This window comes from Actinosynnema sp. NPDC020468 (assembly GCF_040642015.1).
Taxonomy (GTDB): Bacteria; Actinomycetota; Actinomycetes; order Mycobacteriales; family Pseudonocardiaceae; genus Actinosynnema.
The window spans coordinates 126,220-142,738 of sequence record NZ_JBFAEO010000005.1 but is presented as its reverse complement, the minus strand read 5'-3'; the positions used below and the strand labels follow the sequence as shown (position 1 = coordinate 142,738).

21 protein-coding genes are annotated in these 16,519 nt (G+C 71.9%); 10 read left to right on the top strand and 11 right to left on the bottom strand.

Features of this window, described 5'->3' with window-relative positions; genetic code table 11:
• Positions 1 to 22 precede the first annotated feature (22 nt).
• Entirely contained in the window at positions 23 to 1,180 is a 1,158-nt protein-coding gene (locus tag AB0G50_RS06575; protein ID WP_360102998.1) for an Ig-like domain-containing protein, read from the bottom strand.
• Between the two features lie 80 nt (positions 1,181 to 1,260).
• On the opposite strand from AB0G50_RS06575, the gene AB0G50_RS06570 reads away from it, so the two are divergent.
• Positions 1,261 to 1,995, top strand: a complete 735-nt coding sequence (locus AB0G50_RS06570) for an SDR family NAD(P)-dependent oxidoreductase (RefSeq protein ID WP_360102996.1) — start codon at positions 1,261 to 1,263, stop codon at positions 1,993 to 1,995.
• Here AB0G50_RS06570 and AB0G50_RS06565 read toward each other — a convergent pair.
• The 3 genes from AB0G50_RS06565 to AB0G50_RS06555 all read right to left on the bottom strand — a co-directional run bounded on the left by AB0G50_RS06565 (position 1,946) and on the right by AB0G50_RS06555 (position 4,653).
• Positions 1,946 to 2,470, bottom strand: coding sequence for an HIT family protein (locus AB0G50_RS06565; RefSeq protein WP_360102994.1), 525 nt, complete (start codon positions 2,468 to 2,470; stop codon positions 1,946 to 1,948). The genes AB0G50_RS06570 and AB0G50_RS06565 overlap by 50 nt on opposite strands.
• 4 nt (positions 2,471 to 2,474) lie before the next feature.
• Positions 2,475 to 3,434: a hypothetical protein gene (locus AB0G50_RS06560; protein WP_360102992.1), complete on the bottom strand. Its 960-nt coding sequence runs from the start codon at positions 3,432 to 3,434 to the stop codon at positions 2,475 to 2,477.
• Positions 3,435 to 3,543: 109 nt separating this feature from the next.
• Complete coding sequence (locus AB0G50_RS06555; protein ID WP_360102990.1) at positions 3,544 to 4,653, bottom strand: UDP-N-acetylmuramate dehydrogenase; 1,110 nt, start codon at positions 4,651 to 4,653, stop codon at positions 3,544 to 3,546.
• On the opposite strand from AB0G50_RS06555, the gene AB0G50_RS06550 reads away from it, so the two are divergent.
• The 6 genes from AB0G50_RS06550 (at position 4,652) to AB0G50_RS06525 (ending at position 10,848) form a co-directional block, all read left to right on the top strand.
• Positions 4,652 to 5,146, top strand: coding sequence for a DUF2505 domain-containing protein (locus tag AB0G50_RS06550; protein ID WP_360102988.1), 495 nt, complete (start codon positions 4,652 to 4,654; stop codon positions 5,144 to 5,146). The genes AB0G50_RS06555 and AB0G50_RS06550 overlap by 2 nt on opposite strands.
• Before the next feature lie 1,118 nt (positions 5,147 to 6,264).
• Complete coding sequence (locus AB0G50_RS06545; protein WP_360102986.1) at positions 6,265 to 7,068, top strand: class I SAM-dependent methyltransferase; 804 nt, start codon at positions 6,265 to 6,267, stop codon at positions 7,066 to 7,068.
• A 10-nt stretch (positions 7,069 to 7,078) separates the two neighbouring features.
• Complete coding sequence (locus tag AB0G50_RS06540; RefSeq protein ID WP_360102984.1) at positions 7,079 to 7,819, top strand: maleylpyruvate isomerase family mycothiol-dependent enzyme; 741 nt, start codon at positions 7,079 to 7,081, stop codon at positions 7,817 to 7,819.
• Between the two features lie 28 nt (positions 7,820 to 7,847).
• The gene (gene purU / locus AB0G50_RS06535; protein ID WP_360102982.1) at positions 7,848 to 8,723 is read left to right on the top strand and encodes a formyltetrahydrofolate deformylase; all 876 of its coding nucleotides are present in this window, start codon (positions 7,848 to 7,850) and stop codon (positions 8,721 to 8,723) included.
• 98 nt (positions 8,724 to 8,821) lie between these two features.
• Positions 8,822 to 9,703, top strand: a complete 882-nt coding sequence (locus AB0G50_RS06530; protein ID WP_360102981.1) for a hypothetical protein — start codon at positions 8,822 to 8,824, stop codon at positions 9,701 to 9,703.
• Positions 9,704 to 9,768: 65 nt separating this feature from the next.
• Positions 9,769 to 10,848 carry a hypothetical protein gene (locus tag AB0G50_RS06525; protein WP_360102979.1) on the top strand — a complete coding sequence of 360 codons (1,080 nt, stop codon included), beginning with the start codon at positions 9,769 to 9,771 and terminating at the stop codon, positions 10,846 to 10,848.
• 9 nt (positions 10,849 to 10,857) lie between these two features.
• Here AB0G50_RS06525 and AB0G50_RS06520 read toward each other — a convergent pair whose 3' ends face one another.
• A complete protein-coding gene (locus tag AB0G50_RS06520) occupies positions 10,858 to 11,103 on the bottom strand; it encodes a hypothetical protein (RefSeq protein ID WP_360102977.1) in 246 nt (81 codons plus the stop codon).
• Positions 11,104 to 11,268: 165 nt separating this feature from the next.
• Between AB0G50_RS06520 and AB0G50_RS06515 the strand changes: the two genes are divergently transcribed.
• Both AB0G50_RS06515 and AB0G50_RS06510 read left to right on the top strand, forming a co-directional pair.
• Positions 11,269 to 12,171 (top strand): helix-turn-helix transcriptional regulator, encoded by a 903-nt coding sequence (locus AB0G50_RS06515; protein WP_360102975.1) that lies wholly within the window; start codon positions 11,269 to 11,271, stop codon positions 12,169 to 12,171.
• Between the two features lie 13 nt (positions 12,172 to 12,184).
• Positions 12,185 to 12,373: a DUF397 domain-containing protein gene (locus tag AB0G50_RS06510; protein ID WP_360102973.1), complete on the top strand. Its 189-nt coding sequence runs from the start codon at positions 12,185 to 12,187 to the stop codon at positions 12,371 to 12,373.
• On the opposite strand, the gene AB0G50_RS06505 is transcribed toward AB0G50_RS06510, so the two are convergent.
• Positions 12,370 to 12,918, bottom strand: coding sequence for a YbaK/EbsC family protein (locus AB0G50_RS06505; protein ID WP_360102971.1), 549 nt, complete (start codon positions 12,916 to 12,918; stop codon positions 12,370 to 12,372). The genes AB0G50_RS06510 and AB0G50_RS06505 overlap by 4 nt on opposite strands.
• Before the next feature lie 71 nt (positions 12,919 to 12,989).
• On the opposite strand from AB0G50_RS06505, the gene AB0G50_RS06500 reads away from it, so the two are divergent.
• Complete coding sequence (locus AB0G50_RS06500; RefSeq protein ID WP_360102969.1) at positions 12,990 to 13,748, top strand: TipAS antibiotic-recognition domain-containing protein; 759 nt, start codon at positions 12,990 to 12,992, stop codon at positions 13,746 to 13,748.
• Between the two features lie 45 nt (positions 13,749 to 13,793).
• Here the strand turns inward: AB0G50_RS06500 and AB0G50_RS06495 are convergent, their stop codons facing one another.
• The 5 genes from AB0G50_RS06495 to AB0G50_RS06475 all read right to left on the bottom strand — a co-directional run bounded on the left by AB0G50_RS06495 (position 13,794) and on the right by AB0G50_RS06475 (position 16,467).
• Positions 13,794 to 14,342 (bottom strand): type 1 glutamine amidotransferase domain-containing protein, encoded by a 549-nt coding sequence (locus tag AB0G50_RS06495; RefSeq protein WP_360102967.1) that lies wholly within the window; start codon positions 14,340 to 14,342, stop codon positions 13,794 to 13,796.
• Positions 14,327 to 15,010, bottom strand: coding sequence for an alpha/beta hydrolase (locus tag AB0G50_RS06490; protein ID WP_360102966.1), 684 nt, complete (start codon positions 15,008 to 15,010; stop codon positions 14,327 to 14,329). Before AB0G50_RS06490 ends, AB0G50_RS06495 begins: the two co-directional genes overlap by 16 nt.
• Positions 15,007 to 15,327, bottom strand: a complete 321-nt coding sequence (locus AB0G50_RS06485; protein ID WP_360102964.1) for a DUF2516 family protein — start codon at positions 15,325 to 15,327, stop codon at positions 15,007 to 15,009. Before AB0G50_RS06485 ends, AB0G50_RS06490 begins: the two co-directional genes overlap by 4 nt.
• Before the next feature lie 115 nt (positions 15,328 to 15,442).
• Positions 15,443 to 16,078 carry a hypothetical protein gene (locus AB0G50_RS06480; protein ID WP_360102962.1) on the bottom strand — a complete coding sequence of 212 codons (636 nt, stop codon included), beginning with the start codon at positions 16,076 to 16,078 and terminating at the stop codon, positions 15,443 to 15,445.
• Positions 16,079 to 16,083: 5 nt separating this feature from the next.
• Positions 16,084 to 16,467 carry a helix-turn-helix transcriptional regulator gene (locus tag AB0G50_RS06475; protein WP_360102960.1) on the bottom strand — a complete coding sequence of 128 codons (384 nt, stop codon included), beginning with the start codon at positions 16,465 to 16,467 and terminating at the stop codon, positions 16,084 to 16,086.
• Between the last annotated feature and the right edge of the window lie 52 nt (positions 16,468 to 16,519).

The following is a 16,519-nucleotide window of genomic DNA, read 5'->3' as shown; positions in this document are numbered from 1 at the left end:
GGACCGCACCGGATCACACCGGTCAGAGCGCGGACATCGTCTGCCACTGGGCCCACGGGATCTGCCAGTCGTACCAGTCGAACTGGGCGGGCAGCGTGGTGATGGAGCCGGTGACCTCGACCGGGTCGCCGATCAGGGCGCTGTCGTAGTACGCCTTCGCGTCGGCTTCCAGCAGGTTGGCGCACCCGTGCGAGGTGTTGTTCTTGCCGATGTTGGCCGCGTTGTCGTTGTTCTCGTGGATGAACTCGCCGTGGTTGGAGAACCGGACGGCCCACTTCTTCAGCACGTTCGTGTACCCGTAGCGCGGGTTGTCGAAGCTGAACTGCTCGTCCTTCTGCATGACCACGAAGGTGCCGTTCGGCGTGGTCAGGTCCGGGTCCGCGTCCTTGCCGAACGACGCCGGGTAGGTCGCCACGGTCTGGCCGTTCTGCTGCACCACGAGCTGGTGGGTCGGCGTGTCGATCTTCACGACCTGGTTGCGGCCCACGGTGTAGTCGCTCGTCACGTCGGCCTTGCCGAACGCGCCGCCGCCGTAGGGCACCCCGTACAGCTTCGCCTCGACGTGGATCTTGGTGTTCGCGGGCCAGTACGCCTCGGGCCGGTAGTCCACCTGGGTCGCGCCGAGCCACGCCCAGGAACCCTTGACGCCGGCCGTGTTCGTCACCGTCAGCGCCTTCTCCACGGCCGCCTTGTCGGTGACGTCGGAGTCGAACTTGACCATGATCGGGGCCGCGACGCCGACCGTCTGGTCGTCGCTGGGGAACAGCGTGGCGCGCACCTGGGAGGCCGGCGTGAGGGTGGTGAAGGCGCCCTTCAGCTCGACGGACTTGCCGTCGGTCCCGGTCGCCTTGCCCGCGTAGGTGTAGGTCTTGCCGTACCCGAGCGCCTCGGTGCTCGCCCAGGACTTCTTGTCGTCGGCGACCTTGCCCGCCACCGGCTTGCCCTCCGGGTTGGACAGCGTCACCTGGTCGATCGAGCCCTGCGCCACGGTCACCTGGACGGGGGTGTTCACCGGCGCGTCCTTGGCTCCGTCGACGGGTGCCGTGGTGAACTTCGCCACCGCCGCCGGGTCGCTGGAACCCGCGGCGCCCTCGGGTTTCGCGGAACCCTGCTCGACCTTGGCGGAGCACCCGACCAGCAGGGCGCCCCCGACGAGCAGCGCGGTCAACTTCCTCAGCACGTTTTCGACCTCCCACAGCGAAGGACGTGTCAGCGGGCTTCCGGTGCGGGTGAACTGCGTCACACGCCTAGGATCGCACCGTGACCCGACCTATCGCAGTCGTCACCGGAGCCAGCGCAGGCATCGGTGAGGCCACCGCTCGCCGGCTCGCCGCCGAGGGCTTCCACGTCGTGCTGGGCGCCAGGCGGCTGGACCGCCTCCAGGATATCGCGGCCGACGTCGACGGCACGGCGCTCGAACTGGACGTGACCGACGCCGCGTCCGTGTCCGCGTTCCTGGCCGAGGTGCCGGCGGCGCGGGTGCTGGTGAACAACGCGGGCGGCGCGCGCGGTCTGGCCCGGGTGGACGAGGCCGACGAGGAGCACTGGCGGTGGATGTGGGAGACCAACGTCCTGGGCACCCTGCGGATCACCAAGGGCCTGCTGCCGGCGCTGATCGCCTCCGGTGACGGGCACGTGGTGACCGTCACCTCGATCGCCGCCTACGAGGCCTACGACAACGGCTCCGGCTACACCTCGGCCAAGCACGCGCAGTCGGCGCTGCACCGGACGTTGCGCGGCGAGCTGCTGGGCAAGCCGGTGCGGGTCACCGAGGTCCTGCCGGGCATGGTGGAAACGGACTTCTCGGTCAACCGGTTCGACGGCGACGCCGAGCGCGCGGCCGCCGTGTACGCCGACCTCACGCCGTTGACGGCGGACGACGTGGCGGACGTGATCGCGTTCGCGGTGACCCGGCCGGCGCACGTGAACCTGGACACGATCGTCCTCAAGCCCCGCGCCCAGGCCTCGGCGTCGCGGCTGCACCGGGATTCCTGAGCGCGGAGCGGAGTTCCGCGGCCAGGTCGGCCAGTTCCTCCTCGGACGCCCGCAGGAACCCCTTGTCCGCGGCGAAGGCGCCCGCCTGCTGGTCGGGGTAGGGGACGCCGGGCGGCAGCGGGGCGACGTGCCAGTGGACGTGGCGGTTGGCCTGCGCGCTGCCGAAGCTGAGCACGTAGAGGCGTTCGGTGGGCACGACCGACGTGAGCGCGCGGCCGACCCGGTGCACGAGCCGGTGCAGCCGGACGTACTCGTCCTCGGTGAAGTCGTCCACGACGTGCTCCCGGTGCCCGGTCGGCACCACCAGCAGGTGGCCCCACAGCACCGGGAACCGGCTCAGGAACACCAGGTGCTCGTCGGTGCGGTGCACGACGTGGTGCGGGTACTCGGGGTTGTCCCGCACCACCTCGCAGACGAAGCAGGCCCGACGGGCGAGTTCGAGGTAGTCGTCCAGGTCCCAGGGTGCGCGGTCCACCTCCCTAGGCAAGCAGGTCGACACCGAGCTGGTCGAGGACCGGGGTGATCGGGTTCGCGAAGGCGCGCCGCCTGCTCCCGCCGCAGTACAGGCCCACCACGCGGTTGAGGTCGTCCAGCAGGACCGCGCCCGAGTCGCCGTGGTCGCCGAACGGGCCCTCGACGCGGATCTGGTCGCGCAGCGTGCGCACGCCGAGGCCGACGCCGAAGTCCAGGGTGATCACCGCGTCGGTGGACGCCACCACGCCCTCGGTGCACGCCGTGGTCCGGCCGCGCTTGCGGACCCGTTGCGCCACCTCGGCCCGCGCGTGGCCCTCCACTCGGCCCATGCCGACCACCTCGGGCAGCCAGTGCGGCGTGGTCAGCCGGATCGCGGCGGCGTCGACCGCGCCGGACAGGGCGGCCCTGGCCAGCGTGCCGACGCGGTCGTGGAAGGGGTGGCCGCCGTCCACCCGGGACGGGTGCACCATCGGGTCGCCGACCGCCCAGGCGTCGTCCACACAGGCCACGTGGAAGCAGGTCAGGGCCATCGCGGTGTGCCTGCCCCGCGGCGTGACCAGCGCGCCGATGGTGCCCGCGACCAGGTAGTCGGCGGCCGTCGGCACGTCCGGCGGCACGAACCGCACCGCCCGGCCGGGTCCGACGCCGATGCCGCCGCGGATGACGTGGTGGCGCTCGGCGCCGTTCACGCCCTCGGCCCAGGCGACCGTGTGGTGCGGCTGGAAGACGTCCTCGACGACGTCGGTCGGCACGCCCAGCACGTCCGACGGGAGGGTGTACTGCGCCGCGGGGCCCTTGCGGCGCACGAAGACGATGATGGCCAGCTCGCCGGTCCCGCGGCCGCGCGCGGTCTTCTCGCCGAGGTCGACTCCGACCACACCGGGCCGGCTCAGGAAATCGACCTCGACCAGTCGCTTGATGGCCCGGGCCGCGTCGCGTGCGTGAGGGTCGGAGAGGTGCGCCATGACGACCTCCAGGAGTGCTCTACCTCAATGAAACGCGAGGAGTGAGCCCCCGTCACACGGAGTCACCCGTTCGGCCGGTCAGCCGCTTGTGTTCACTTTGTCCGTTCGGCTAGTCAAGGGCGCAGTCCACCAGGACCGGTTCGGGGTGGAGTTCGACGCCGAACGCCGACCGGACGCCGTCGCGGACCTCCCGCGCCAGCTCCAGCAGGTCCTCGGTGCTCGCGCCGCCGCGGTTGGTCAGCGCGAGGGTGTGCTTGGTGGACAGGCCCACCCGACCGTCCCGGCCCCGGTGACCCTTGGTGAAACCGGCCCGTTCGATCAGCCACGCGGCGGACAGCTTCCGGTGGCCCGGACCCGCCGGGTAGGTGGGCACGTCGACGTCCGCGCCGAGGCGTTCGGCGATCCGGATCAGCACGCCGGACAGGGTCGACTCGTCCAGCAGCGGGTTGGTGAAGAACGAGCCCGCGCTCCACGTGTCGTGGTCGGCCGGGTCGAGCACCATCCCCTTGCCGCGCCTCAGTTCCAGCACCGCCTTGCGGGCGGCGTCGGCCGGCACCCGGTCGTCCGGCGCGACGCCGAGCACGCGGGCCAGTTCGCCGTACCGGATCGGCGCGGACAGGCCGCCCGCGGTGAGGGCGAAGCGGGCGCGCAGGACCACGGCGTGGTCGGTGCCCTTGAGGATGGACGTGCGGTAGGCCAGGCCCAGCGCGTCGGCGTGCACCTGGTGGACGCGGCCCGTGCGGCGGTCGAGCAGGTCGACCGACGTCAGCACCTGGGAGATCTCGACGCCGTACGCGCCGACGTTCTGCACCGGCGTGGCGCCGACGAGACCGGGGATGCCGGACAGGCACTCCAGCCCGCCGAGCCCCTGCGCGACGGCCTCGGCGACGACGGAGTCCCAGTCCTCGCCCGCTTCCACGGTGAGCTGCACGAGCCCGTCGCCGAGGGGGTCGAGCCGGCGGCCGGTGGTGGCGACCTGCACGACGGTGCCGGCGAAACCGGCGTCGGCGATCACCAGGTTGGAGCCGCCGCCGAGCAGCAGGAGGGGATCGCCCTCCGCGTCGACGGCACGCACGGCGTCCACGATCTCGGCGGCCGTGGTGGCGCGCACGAACCGCGCGGCCGGGCCACCGAGCCGTAGCGTGGTGCGCTCGGCGAGCCGCACGTGGGCACTGGACAGCGGGGTGGTCACGACCGTCAACGGTAGCCTCCGCGCCATGGCACGCCGCATCGAGCACCTGACGACGTCCCCCCGGAGCGCGGGGGAGGTGTACTCGGCCCTCACGAACGAGGCCTACCTGCGCGACCGGTTGACCGTGCTGGGCGGGACGAACGCCGCGCTGCTCGCGTTCACCGGTGGCGGGGGCAGCACGTCGTACCAGCTCAGGCAGGGCGTGCCGGCGGACCGGTTGCCGTCGGTGGCGCGCGGGTTGCTCGGCGGGGACCTGGTGATCGACCGCGCCGAGTCGTGGACGGAGGCGGGCTACGCGGGCACGGTCGAGGTGACGCTGAACGGCGTCCCGGGCCGCCTGGACGGCACGATCACGTTGGCGGACACCACTTCCGGCTCGACCCTGACCCTCGCGGGCCAGGTCAAGGTCTCCATCCCGCTGATGGGCGGCAAGCTGGAGTCCCTGATCGCCGAACAGGTCGCCGCCCTCCTGGACCGCGAGTCGGCCTTCACCACGGAATGGCTCGCCACCCACCCCTGACCCACCCCTGCCCCGCGCTCGGGCTGACGCTCAGTCCCGAGCACGCACCTGGACTCGTTTCAGCACAGCTAGGGCTCTACTTGCACCTGGGCTCGGCTCGGTTCGACTCGGGCTCGCACTCGGGCTCAGACCCGAACCCGGGCTTGCGCTTCGGCCCGGCTAGGGCTCGGCTTGCACTTGGGCTCGGACTCCGGCTCGCGCTCCGGGTTGCGCTTGGGCTCGGTTCGGCTCGCACTCAGGCTCGGGCTGCGCTCAGCTCAGGCCTGCACGCGGGCTTGCGCTCGACTGGGCCTGGGCCTCGCTGCGACTCGGACTCGCACTTGGGCTGGGGCTGGGGCTGGGGCTGGGCTTGGGCTTGCGCTCGGCTCGGGCTCGGGTTCGGGCTGCGCTCGGCTCGGGCCTGCGTTCGGGCTTGCGCTCGACTCGGCCTCGCGCGACGGCTCGGCTCGGACTCGCACTTGTGCTCGGGCTTGCGCTCGGTTCGGCTGGCACTCGGGCTGGGCTGCGCCCCTCTCCGGCGCGGCTCCGGCTCGGGCTTGGCTTGGCCGGGCGTCGGCGCGGCTCCGGCTCGGGCTTGGCTTGGCCGGGCGTCGGGGCGGGCTGGCACTCGGGCTTGGGCTGCGCCCGGCCCCGGCTTGGCTGGTCTCCTGCTTGGCTGGGCTCGGGCTGGGCGTCGGGGCGGGGCTGGGCGTCGGGGCGGGGCGGGCTTGGGGTTGCGTGATCATTCACACCTGGGTTGAGGCCGGTCGGTCGATCTCGCCTTCCGCCTGCTCGTCTTGCGTCTGCTCGCCTGCCGCCGGCTCGTCTTCCGTCGGGTGTTCAATTGTCGGATTGCCCCTTTGTTCAACAATCCTTGGCGCCACATGGTCGCCTGGCATTCGGTCTGGCGCGCGGAGCGGTGTTCAATTGGGGGATCGCTCTCTTGTTCAACAATCCTTATGCGTTGACCGGTCGCCTGGATCTCGATTCCCGGTGGGAAACGGTGTTCAGTTAAAGGATTGTTCTATTGTTCAACAATCCTTGCGCTGTCTGGCGGCGGAGGCTGGGTGGAGTGGCGGGTCAGGCGGGGAGTCGGGGTGGGTTCTGTGGGCGGAGGCCGGGAAGCGACACTGGGCGGCATGGTCCGGGCTCCTCGTTTTGCCGCCGGGCGGGCTCGGGCGTTGGGGTTGCCCACCCGCGGTACGACCAATCCCAATCGGTTGCGGCGGGTTGATCGGTGGGTGGGGTGGTTCTACGGGGGGATTGTTGAACGAGGGGATGATCCTCTGGTCATCGATCTCGGGTACGGGGCGTCGCCTGTCACCACGGTGGAGATGGCTGCCCGGCTGCGGCGGATTCGGGCCGATGTGCGGGTTCTCGGGCTCGAGCTCGACGCCGAGCGGGTGGCGGCCGGGGTGGCCGTGGCGGATCCGCCGTGGCTGGAGTTCCGGCGGGGCGGGTTCGAGTTCGCCGGGCGACGGCCCGTGCTGGTGCGGGCGTTCAACGTGCTGCGCCAGTACACCGAGGAGCAGGCGTGGGAAGCCTGGGACACCATGACCTCCCGGCTCGCGCCCGGCGGCGTGCTGGTCGAGGGCACGTGCGACGAGATCGGCCGCCGGTGCGCCTGGGTCTCCCTCACCGCCGACGGCCCCCGCACCTTCACCCTCTCCTGCCTCCCCGCCGACCTCGACACCCCGGGCGACCTGGCCGAACGCCTCCCCAAAACCCTCATCCACCGCAACGTCGAGGGCGAACGCGTCCACGCCCTCCTCACCGACCTCGACACCTGCTGGGCCACGGCCGCGCCGTTCGCACCCTTCGGCCCCCGCGCCCGCTGGGTCGAGACGATCACCCTCCTGGCCCGCACCTGGCCCGTCCTCGACACCCGCAAGCGCTGGCGCCTCGGCGAAATGACCGTGCCCTGGGACGCCGTCAGCCCCTAGGCTCCCCGCCGTGGACTACGCGGACACGCTGCGGCGCCTGGAAATCGAGTACGACGCCCTGCTCGACACCCTCGTCGCCCTGCCACCCGGCGCACCCGTCCCGACCTGTCCGAAGTGGACGGTCCACGACCTGGTCGACCACGTCGCCGGCGTGCACGACTGGGTCGCCCGCTCGCTGCGCACCCCACCGGACGGCGACCGCCCGGCGTGGGGCGACCGCCCGGAGCGGTGGACCGACCTCGTCCCCCACGCCCGCGCGGCCTTCGCCACCATGCTCGACCTCTTCGCCACCACCGACCCGGCCACCCCGACGTGGACCCACGTCAACCCCAAGACCTACGCCCGGGCCGCCCGTCGCCAGCTGCACGAGGCCGCGATCCACCGCCTCGACGCCGAGCACGCCAAGAGCCCCGACGCGCGCCCGACCCACCGGTTCGACCCCGACCTGGCCGCCGACGGCGTCGACGAGTACCTGACCGACATGCTCGGCTACGTCAGCGCCCGCAAGCCGATCACCACCACCGGCCGGATCCTGTTCCACGCCACCGACGCCGGCCGCGGCTGGGAGGTCGCGCTGACCGAAGGCGAACGACCCGTGACCGGCCCGCCCGCGACCAGCCCGGGCACCACCGGCCCGGACACCACCGTCTCGGGCACCGCCGACGAGCTGTTCCGCGCCGTCTGGGACCGCCCGAACCACGCGTCCGTCACCGGCGACCGACACCTCCTGGACTCCCTCCCCAGGCCGTGACCGCGCGTCCGAGGGGATACTGTCCGCCGTGCCCTCGCCTGAGCGTCGCTACGTCATCACCTTCGGCTGCCCGGACCGCACCGGCATCGTCGCCAGGATCTCCTCGTTCCTGGCCGAGCACGGCGGCTGGATCGTGGAGGCGGCCTACCACACCGACCCGGTGACCAACTGGTTCTTCACCCGCCAGGAGGTGCGCGCCGACTCGCTCCCGTTCGACGTCGAGGAGTTGCGCGAGCGCTTCGGCGCGGTGGCCCGCGAACTGGGCGCCAACGCGAACTGGCGCGTCACCGACACGGGTGAACGGCGGCGCGTGGTGATCCTGGTGTCCAAGGAGGGCCACTGCCTGTACGACCTGCTGGGCCGGGTCGCCGCGCAGGAGTTGGACGTCGAGGTGAGCGCGGTCGTCGGCAACCACCCCGACCTCGCGAACATCACCCGCGCGCACGGCATCCCGTTCCACCACGTGCCGTTCCCGCCGAACGACCCGGAGGGCAAGGTCGCGTCCTGGGCCCAGCTGCGCCAGATCGTGGACGGCCACCTGCCGCACGCCGTGGTGCTGGCCCGGTTCATGCAGATCCTGCCGCCCGAGCTGTGCGCGGACTGGGCCGGTCGGGCGTTGAACATCCACCACAGCTTCCTGCCCTCGTTCATCGGCGCGCGCCCGTACCACCAGGCGCACAGCCGCGGCGTGAAGCTGGTCGGCGCGACGTGCCACTACGTCACGGCGGACCTCGACCAGGGTCCGATCGTGGAGCAGGACGTGATCCGGGTCGACCACGGCGACTCGATCTCGGACATGGTCCGCAAGGGCCGCGACATCGAGAAGGTCGTGCTGGCGCGCGGGTTGCGCTGGCACCTGGAAGACCGGGTCCTGGTGCACGGCAACCAGACCGTCATCTTCTGACCTGGGCGAAGCAGGAAACTCCGACGAGTTCTGAACCGATCGGCGACGGCGCACGTGCACCTGTCGTCACCATCGACGCGAACCCCTCGGAGAAACCCGTGCCGCACAAGCATGTCGTGCCCCTTGCTGCCCTCCTGGCCTCGGCGGCCCTCGCCCTGACCGCGTGCTCGACCGCCGGGGCGCCGATCCCCGCCGCCCAGCAGACCAGCGAGAACGCGCCGGCGGACCAGGCCGGCCCGGCGTTCCTGACCGGTTCGGCCCGCTCCAACAAAGCCGACGAGAGTTCCGGCGACCTCGCGCCCCCGAACGCCGCCCAGGAGGTCAGGGACCGGTGGGTGCAGCTGCGCGCGGCGAAGGCAGGCGACCTGGACCCGGTCGTGGTCGACGGCGCGGGCCGCACGCTCTACCGGTTCGACAAGGACACCGCGAACCCGTCGAAGTCCTCGTGCGACGGCGACTGCGCGAAGACCTGGCCGCCGGTCACGATCGCCAAGGGCGGCAAGGTGTTCATCACCGGCGTCCGCAAGGCCGACGTCGGCGTCGTGACCCGCTCCGACGGCAGCCGCCAGCTCACGATCGCGGGGTGGCCGGTGTACCGCTTCGGCAAGGACGCCAAGCCCGGCGACACGCTGGGCCAGGGCGTCGGCGGGACGTGGTTCGGCGTCACGCCGGACGGGAAGAAGGCCGGCGCGACCAAGCCGACCCCGCCCACGAGCGACCCCGCCGCGAAGCCCGCGACATCCGCGACCCTGTTCTCCGGCAAGAACTTCGATGACGTCACCGGCAACAACTTCGCCACCGGCATCGCCGGGCCGGGCTGCCAGGACGTGCGCGGCGACTTCCTCTCGGTCGCGGTGGACGGCGCGGTGAAGCTGTGGTCCGAGCCCGGCTGCAAGGGCACGTCGAAGGTGGTCACCGCCGACGTGGCCGACGTGACCGCGCTCGGCTTCCCGAACGGCCCGAAGTCCCTGTTCTTCTAGCAACCGCGTGCACCGATTCCGCCGACCCGGTCACCCGATCGGGTCGGCGGACGTACGCTGCGGCCGTGCGCACCGAGATCAAGGACGTCGCGACCGCCGTCGCCGCCGACGACCTGCGTGGAGCCGTGCTGATCGGCCTGGACCTGACCGACGTGGACCTGCGCGTGCCGCTGGACGGCGCGCTGTTCCTCGGCTGCGCGTTGGCGGCCGCGACCCGCCGCCGGGCCGAGGCGGCAGGCGCGCTGCTGTTCCCGACCATCCCCGACCTGCCCTACGAGGTCTACCGGTCGCGCCTGTACACCCCGGCCGAGCTGTTCGCGGGCTTCGACCCGGCCGACCCGGCGTCCTACGCGGACACCCCGGACGCCCGGATCTACCGGCACAGCAAGCAGCAGGGCCACCACCCGGACCCGTTGCACGCGCTCGCCGAACGCCTGCACGACCACGCGATCACCGAGGCGCTGGACGAGGTGCTGACCGGCGCGCCGGTCGCGGTGATGGGCGGTCACGCGCTGGGCCGCGACACGGCGGGCTACCGGCGCGCGGTCGAGCTCGGCGCGGCGCTGGGCGAGGCCGGCTTCACCGTGCTGACCGGCGGCGGCCCGGGCGCGATGGAGGCCGTGCCGCTCGGCGTGCGGATCGGCGTGGACGACGCGGTGCTCAAGGAATTGGCGCAGGCGCCCAAGTTCGGCCACGACGCGGAGTCCATCGGCCGCTGGATCGGCGCCTTCCCGACCGACCTCCCGACCTCCGCGACGCCGCGCACGATCGGCATCCCCACCTGGTTCTACGGCCACGAGCCGCCGAACCCGGCGTGCGAGCTGCACGCCAAGTACTTCGCGAACTCGGTGCGCGAGGAAGGTCTGCTGACCGTGGCGACGGGCGGCATCGTGTACACGCCGGGCAGCGCCGGCACCGTCCAGGAGGTCTTCCAGGACTACACCCAGAACCACTACGGCTCGGTCGGCCCGGCCGCGCCGATGGTGTTCCTGGGCAAGGACTTCTGGACCTCGGAGGTCCCCGCCGCGCCCCTCGTGCGGCAGCTGGCCCGCGGCCGCGAGGCCGAGCGCTGGATCCTGGTCACCGACGACGCGGCCGAAGCCGTCGCCCTGCTCCGCGAGTACGCCGCGGAGTTCCCCGCCTGAGCCGACCGCTCAGTCCAGCGACAGCGCACCCACCTCCCGCGCCACCGACGACTCCTCCGCGGCCAACGCCGCGACCAGTTCCGCCTGCACGCCCTTCACCGCGTCGACCAGCTTGACGAACGCGCCCGGCGTCAGCGCCAGGTCGACGTCGCGGTCGAACGCCACCTCCACCCGGTTGTCGGGCATCACGCGCATCCGGATGTCGACGGCGTCCTTGAGCGACACGTAGGCGCTCGCGGTGACTGCTGCGGACATGAGCGGGTCTCCTCTCCTCGGTTCGGCGCGACTGCTACGTTGTGGCCTCGCACCGCTTGTTGTGCTGCCACAACACAGAGTGCCTATGCAGTGCAAGGAATGCAAGAGCCGAGGTGCTCTGCATTCATCATTCGTACCCATTCGGATTAACCGGAGGCCAGGATCATGGGACCGGGCGCACTTGCCCACGCGGAGCACGACGAACCCGGGCCGATCGTGCAGAAGCTGATCTTCGGCGCACGGCTCAAGGAGCTGAGGGAAACCTCCCGCCTGACCGTCGACGACGCCTCCGACGCGATCACCGCACGCCTTCCCAAGGAGGGCACGCGCAAGCGCAAAGGCATGTACGAGGGGAAACTCAGCAAGATCGAGAGCGGCACCCTCCGCATGGACGAGGAGGAGTTGGAGGCCGCGCTCGCGGTCTACCGGGTCACCGGCCCGGAGGCGGAGGACCTGCGCAACCTCGGCGTCCAGGCCCGGCGCAAGCAGCCCAAGGTCCGGGTCCCGGACCACTCACGGCGGTTCGTCTGGCTGGAGCACGCGGCCGACCAGATCGCGGAGCACTACCCGTGCGCACTCCCGGGCAACCTCCAGACCAGGCAGTACGCACTCGCGCAGCTGAGCACCAGCCTCGTGGTCTCGCCACCCGAGATGGAGTCGATGGCGGTGGAACGGGTGGCCCGGGGCGACCGCTTCACCACCGACCCGAACCGGTTGCTCCACGTCCTGCTGGACGAGGAAGCGCTTCGGCGGCAGATCGGCACACCGGCGGTCATGTCCGAACAGCTCGACCGGTTGCTGGTGTTCGCCGACCTGCCGAACGTGACCATCCAGGTCATCCCCACCTCGGTCGGGTCGCACGCCGCGCTCGGGTACTCGTTCAGCATGCTCTACATCGCCGAGGCCAAAGCCCACATCGTCTACGTCGAGACGCTCACCTCGGCCGAATACCTCGATCGCCCGCACCATGTCGATCGCTATAAGATCGCGTTTGAGCTGGCCGAAAAGGTGGCCCTCAAGCCCTCCGAATCGGCCGCGTTCCTCCACGCTCTCAAGCGCGACATGTAGGGAGGCACGGCACATGACGAATGCCGGTCAGTGGACCCACGCCCGGTGGAAGACCAGCAGTCGCAGCCAGAGCGGGGCGCAGTGCGTCGAGGCCGCGTCGGACGGTGCGGTCGCGGTGCGGGACAGCAAGAACCGGGGCGCGGGCATGCTCGTGTTCCCGGCCCGTAGTTGGGCCGGTTTCACGGCGCACCTGAAGCGCTAGCGGGCCACGCCTTCGACAACCTCGGCGCCGGGCAGCTTGGCCAGCACCTCGCCCGGTACCAACAACTTGCTGCCCCGGATGCCGCTGCCGATCACCAGTTCCGGTGCGGCGGCGACCTCCGGGGACAGCAGGATCGGCCAGTCGGCCGGCAGTCCCACGGGCGTGATGCCGCCGTACTCCATGCCGGTGATCGACACCGCGTCGTCCATGGGCGCGAACGACGCACGCCGCGCGTCCAGCCGCCGCCGCACCACGCCGTTGACGTCGGCACGCGTCGTCGCCAGCACCACGCACGCCGCGTACCGCACCGCGTCACCGCGCTTGCCGGCCACCACGACGCAGTTCGCGGACGCCTCCAGCGGCGAGCCGTAGTGCGCGCAGAACTCGGCCGTGTCGGCCAGGGTCGGGTCGATCTCGGACACCGCCAACCGGTCGGCGTCGGCGAACGTCCGGAGCAGCGCCGCCACCGGGTCGGCCAGCAGGTCGAGCCGGTCGAGGGCGGGAACGGGCGTCAGGGTTCCTGCGATGGTCCACACCCCGCCCATCCTGCCGGCTCGCCTTGACCTTGACGCGGCGTCAACCTCTAGCGTGGTCCGCGTCAGGGAGGGGAACGGGAATGTCCTGGTCGATCGCACAGGTCGCGCGGATGTCGAAGGTGACGTCGCGGACGCTGCGGCACTACGACTCGATCGGTCTGCTGCCGCCCGCGTGGGTCGGCGACAACGGCTACCGCTACTACGAGCGGGAGCAGTTGCTGCGGCTCCAGCGGATCCTGCTGCTGCGCGACCTCGGGCTCGGGTTGGACACCGTGGCCGAGGTGCTCGACGGCCGGCACCGCGAGGTCGACGTGCTGCGCAACCACCGGCGGTGGCTGCACGCCGAGCAGGAACGGCTGGCCACGTTGGCGAGCACCGTGACCCGCACCATCGAGGAGTTGGAAGGGGGTGCCGAAATGGGCGCCGAGGAGTTGTTCGACGGTTTCGACGCCGAGACGCAGGCGCGCTACGAGGCCGAACTCGTGGAGCGGTTCGGCGAGGGCGTGCAGCCGTACGTGGACGAGACCAAGCGCCGGATGGGCGGCTGGACGAAGGCCGACGCCGCGGGGTTCAAGGCCGAGTGGGCCGCGATCCTGAGCGCGTACGCGGGGCTGGCGGGCGCGGGCGTGCCGGTGGACGCGCCGGAGACCGTCGAGGTCACCGACCGCCACCACGCGTGGATCCGGCGCAGCTGGACGCCGGACCGCGAGTCCTACACCGGTCTCGGGCGGTTCTACGTGGACTCGCCCGAGTTCAAGGCGCAGTTCGAGGAGCGGCTCGACGGTCTCGCCGAGTACGTGCGCGACGCCATCGCGCACTACGCGCTCGTGCGGCTGTAGGACCATTACCGGTGGGGAGGTGCACATCCCCACCGGCGGGTGGTGTCAGAGCCCGAACGCGGTGGTCGCCGCCTCGTCGAACGCGGCGAGGTCGTCGGGGTTCCGGCTGGTCACGAGCGTCCAGCCGTGCGCGTCGCACACCCGGACCTCCTCGTCGGCCCAGTCCGCGCCCGCGTTGCGCAGGTCGGTCCGCAGGCTCGGGAACGAGGTGACCCGCTTGCCGCGCACCACGTCCGCCTCGACCAGCAGCCACGGCCCGTGGCAGATCGCGGCGATCGGCTTGCCCGCCGCCACGTGCGCCTTCACGAAGGCCACGGCGTCCTTGTCCAAGCGCAGGAAATCGGCGTTCGCGACACCGCCGGGCAGCACCACGGCGTCGTAGTCCGCCGGGTCCGCGTGCGCGAACGGCACGTCGACGTCGAACGCGTCGGCCGGGTCGAGGTGGTGGAACCCCCGGACCTGCCCGAGCTTCGGCGCGAGCAACCTCGGTTGCGCGCCGGCCTTCTCCAGGTGCGCCCACGGGTCGGTCAGCTCGACCTGCTCGATGCCTTCCGACGCGACCAGGAACGCGATCTTCTTCAGTTCGTCGGCCATGCCCCGGGGCTACCCGAGACGAAGTCGGCCAACCACCCGCGCACGTCGCGCCGGGCCGCGGGCCACGACTCGACCAGCTCCAACCGGCCGTTCGGGAACGCGGCCGCGGTGGCCTTGGCCACCTCCTCGGGGTGCAGCGGGTCGTTCGCCGCCCCGATCACCAGCACGGGCGCCCGCACCGCGGCGAGCACCGCGCGGTCGGCGACGGGGGTCTGCCCGGGCAGTTGCGCCAACGCCGCGTCCAACCGCGTGAAGGCCCAGCGCCGCTGGGCGAGGTAGTCGGGAGGACCCTCGACAGAGGTGATCGCGTCCTCGCGGGACAGCAGCGGGCGCGGTTCGTCCAGCACGGCGGGCAGCAGCAGCGCCACCCGCTCGAACGCGTCGGGTTCCTCGGCCAGTGCCGCCACGAGCGCGCCGGCGGTCAACGACACCCCGATCGCCCTGGTCGCGCCGACCTCGCGCGCGACGGCCAGCAGGTCGCGGCCGATCCGGCGGTAGTCCCAGTAGCCCTCGGGCGCGTCGGGCTCGTCGCCGTGCGACGGCAGCGTCACGACGACCTTCGTGCCGGGCAGGCCGGAGGCCGGGACGCGCGCCTCGCCGGGCGTGGCGCCGAGACCGTGGCCGACCAGCGTCACGGGCAGACCGGAGCCGTGGCCCCGGTGGCTCACCAACGGGGTCCGCGCTGGATCTCGATCAGCTTCGGCCGCACGTCGACCAGGTACACGGTGACCGCGACCAGGCCCGCCAACCAGAACATCCCGCCCGGCCCGTAGAGCTTGAACAGCAGCAGCGCGAACGTGCCGCCGCCGGTGATCCCGAGCCACGCGGGTTTGGTCAGGCGCTCGGCCGCCTGGTAGGCATCCGCACTCTGCGACACCGCGTGGGCGAAGGCGAACACACCCAGGATCAGCGCCGCGTAGTACAGGAAGAACAGAACCCAGTAGTCGAGGTAGACCGGGCTGAATGGGGGGAAGCCGGGAAACACCTCCCCAGCCTACGTGCGCGGCGCAACCCCGGTGGGGCGGACGGACGGGCGTCGGTTCGGCGAGTCGCCCGCCCGGCGCGGCGGGACGTCCCGGCGTGGGACGTCCCGCCGGGCGTCACTCCGCGGTCGGAGGGGTCGGGCCGGTCTTGCGGCCCGCGGTCGCCCGGGTGGTGGTCGACGGCTTGCGCGGCGCGGTGCGGTCGGCGGTCCGGCGCGCCGTGGTGCGGACCTCGTGCGCGACCTCGCCGCCGGCGTCCACCAGCGTCTCGGCCAGCTTCTCGGTGGCCTCGTCCACGTCGTCGGCGACCTTCTCGCCGACGGTGCGGGTCCGGCGGGTCACCTTGCCGAGCACGTCGTCGGTGATCTCGCGGGCGTCGGCGGCGGCGGCCTCGGTGCGCTTCTGCACGTTCTCGACCGCCTCCTCGACCTGCGAGAGCGCCTTCTGCACCTGCGGCTGGGCCTTCAGCTTGTCCAGCGCCTCCTGGCCGTGCTCGGCCAGGAACTGGTAGAGGTTCAGCGCCGACTGCGTGTAAGCGTCGACCACCCGGCGCAGCTCGGCCGGGTCGAACCGGGTCGTCTCGGCGGCCTGCTTGGCCGACTCGGCGCGCTCGCGCGCCTTGCCGAGCGCCTCGACGACCGCCTTCGCGGCGAGGTCGCCGGCGCCCAGGGCGGCCAGCAGCGGTGTACGGGCGGCGGCCACGGCCTGCTCGCCCGCCTTGCGCAGCTCCTCGGTGGTGGGCAGGTTCGGCATGGAGATCACTCCTCGGGCTTCGGTTGGCCGGCGGCGTTCTCCCGCCGGAAGGACTCGTAGACGTCGAGCAGCACCTGCTTCTGCCGCTCGGTGAGATCGGGCGCGGCGACGATGGCGTCGGCCAGCGCGCCGCCTTCGCGCTGCTGGAGGAACCCGGCCTCGACGTAGAGCGCCTCGGCCGAGATCCGCAGCCCCTTGGCGATCTGCTGGAGGATCTCCGCGCTCGGTCGGCGCAGGCCCCGCTCGATCTGGCTGAGGTACGGGTTGGACACCCCGGCGAGCTTCGCGAGCTGCCGCAGGGAGATCTTCGCGGTGTTGCGCTGCTCGCGGATGTACTCGCCGATGCCCCGGCCGAGGTCGGCGACCGCCTGGTCGATGGACTTGTCCACTGGTCGGCACCTCCCCGGTCCACGATCGACCGTACGCGGAGGTGCTAGCTCC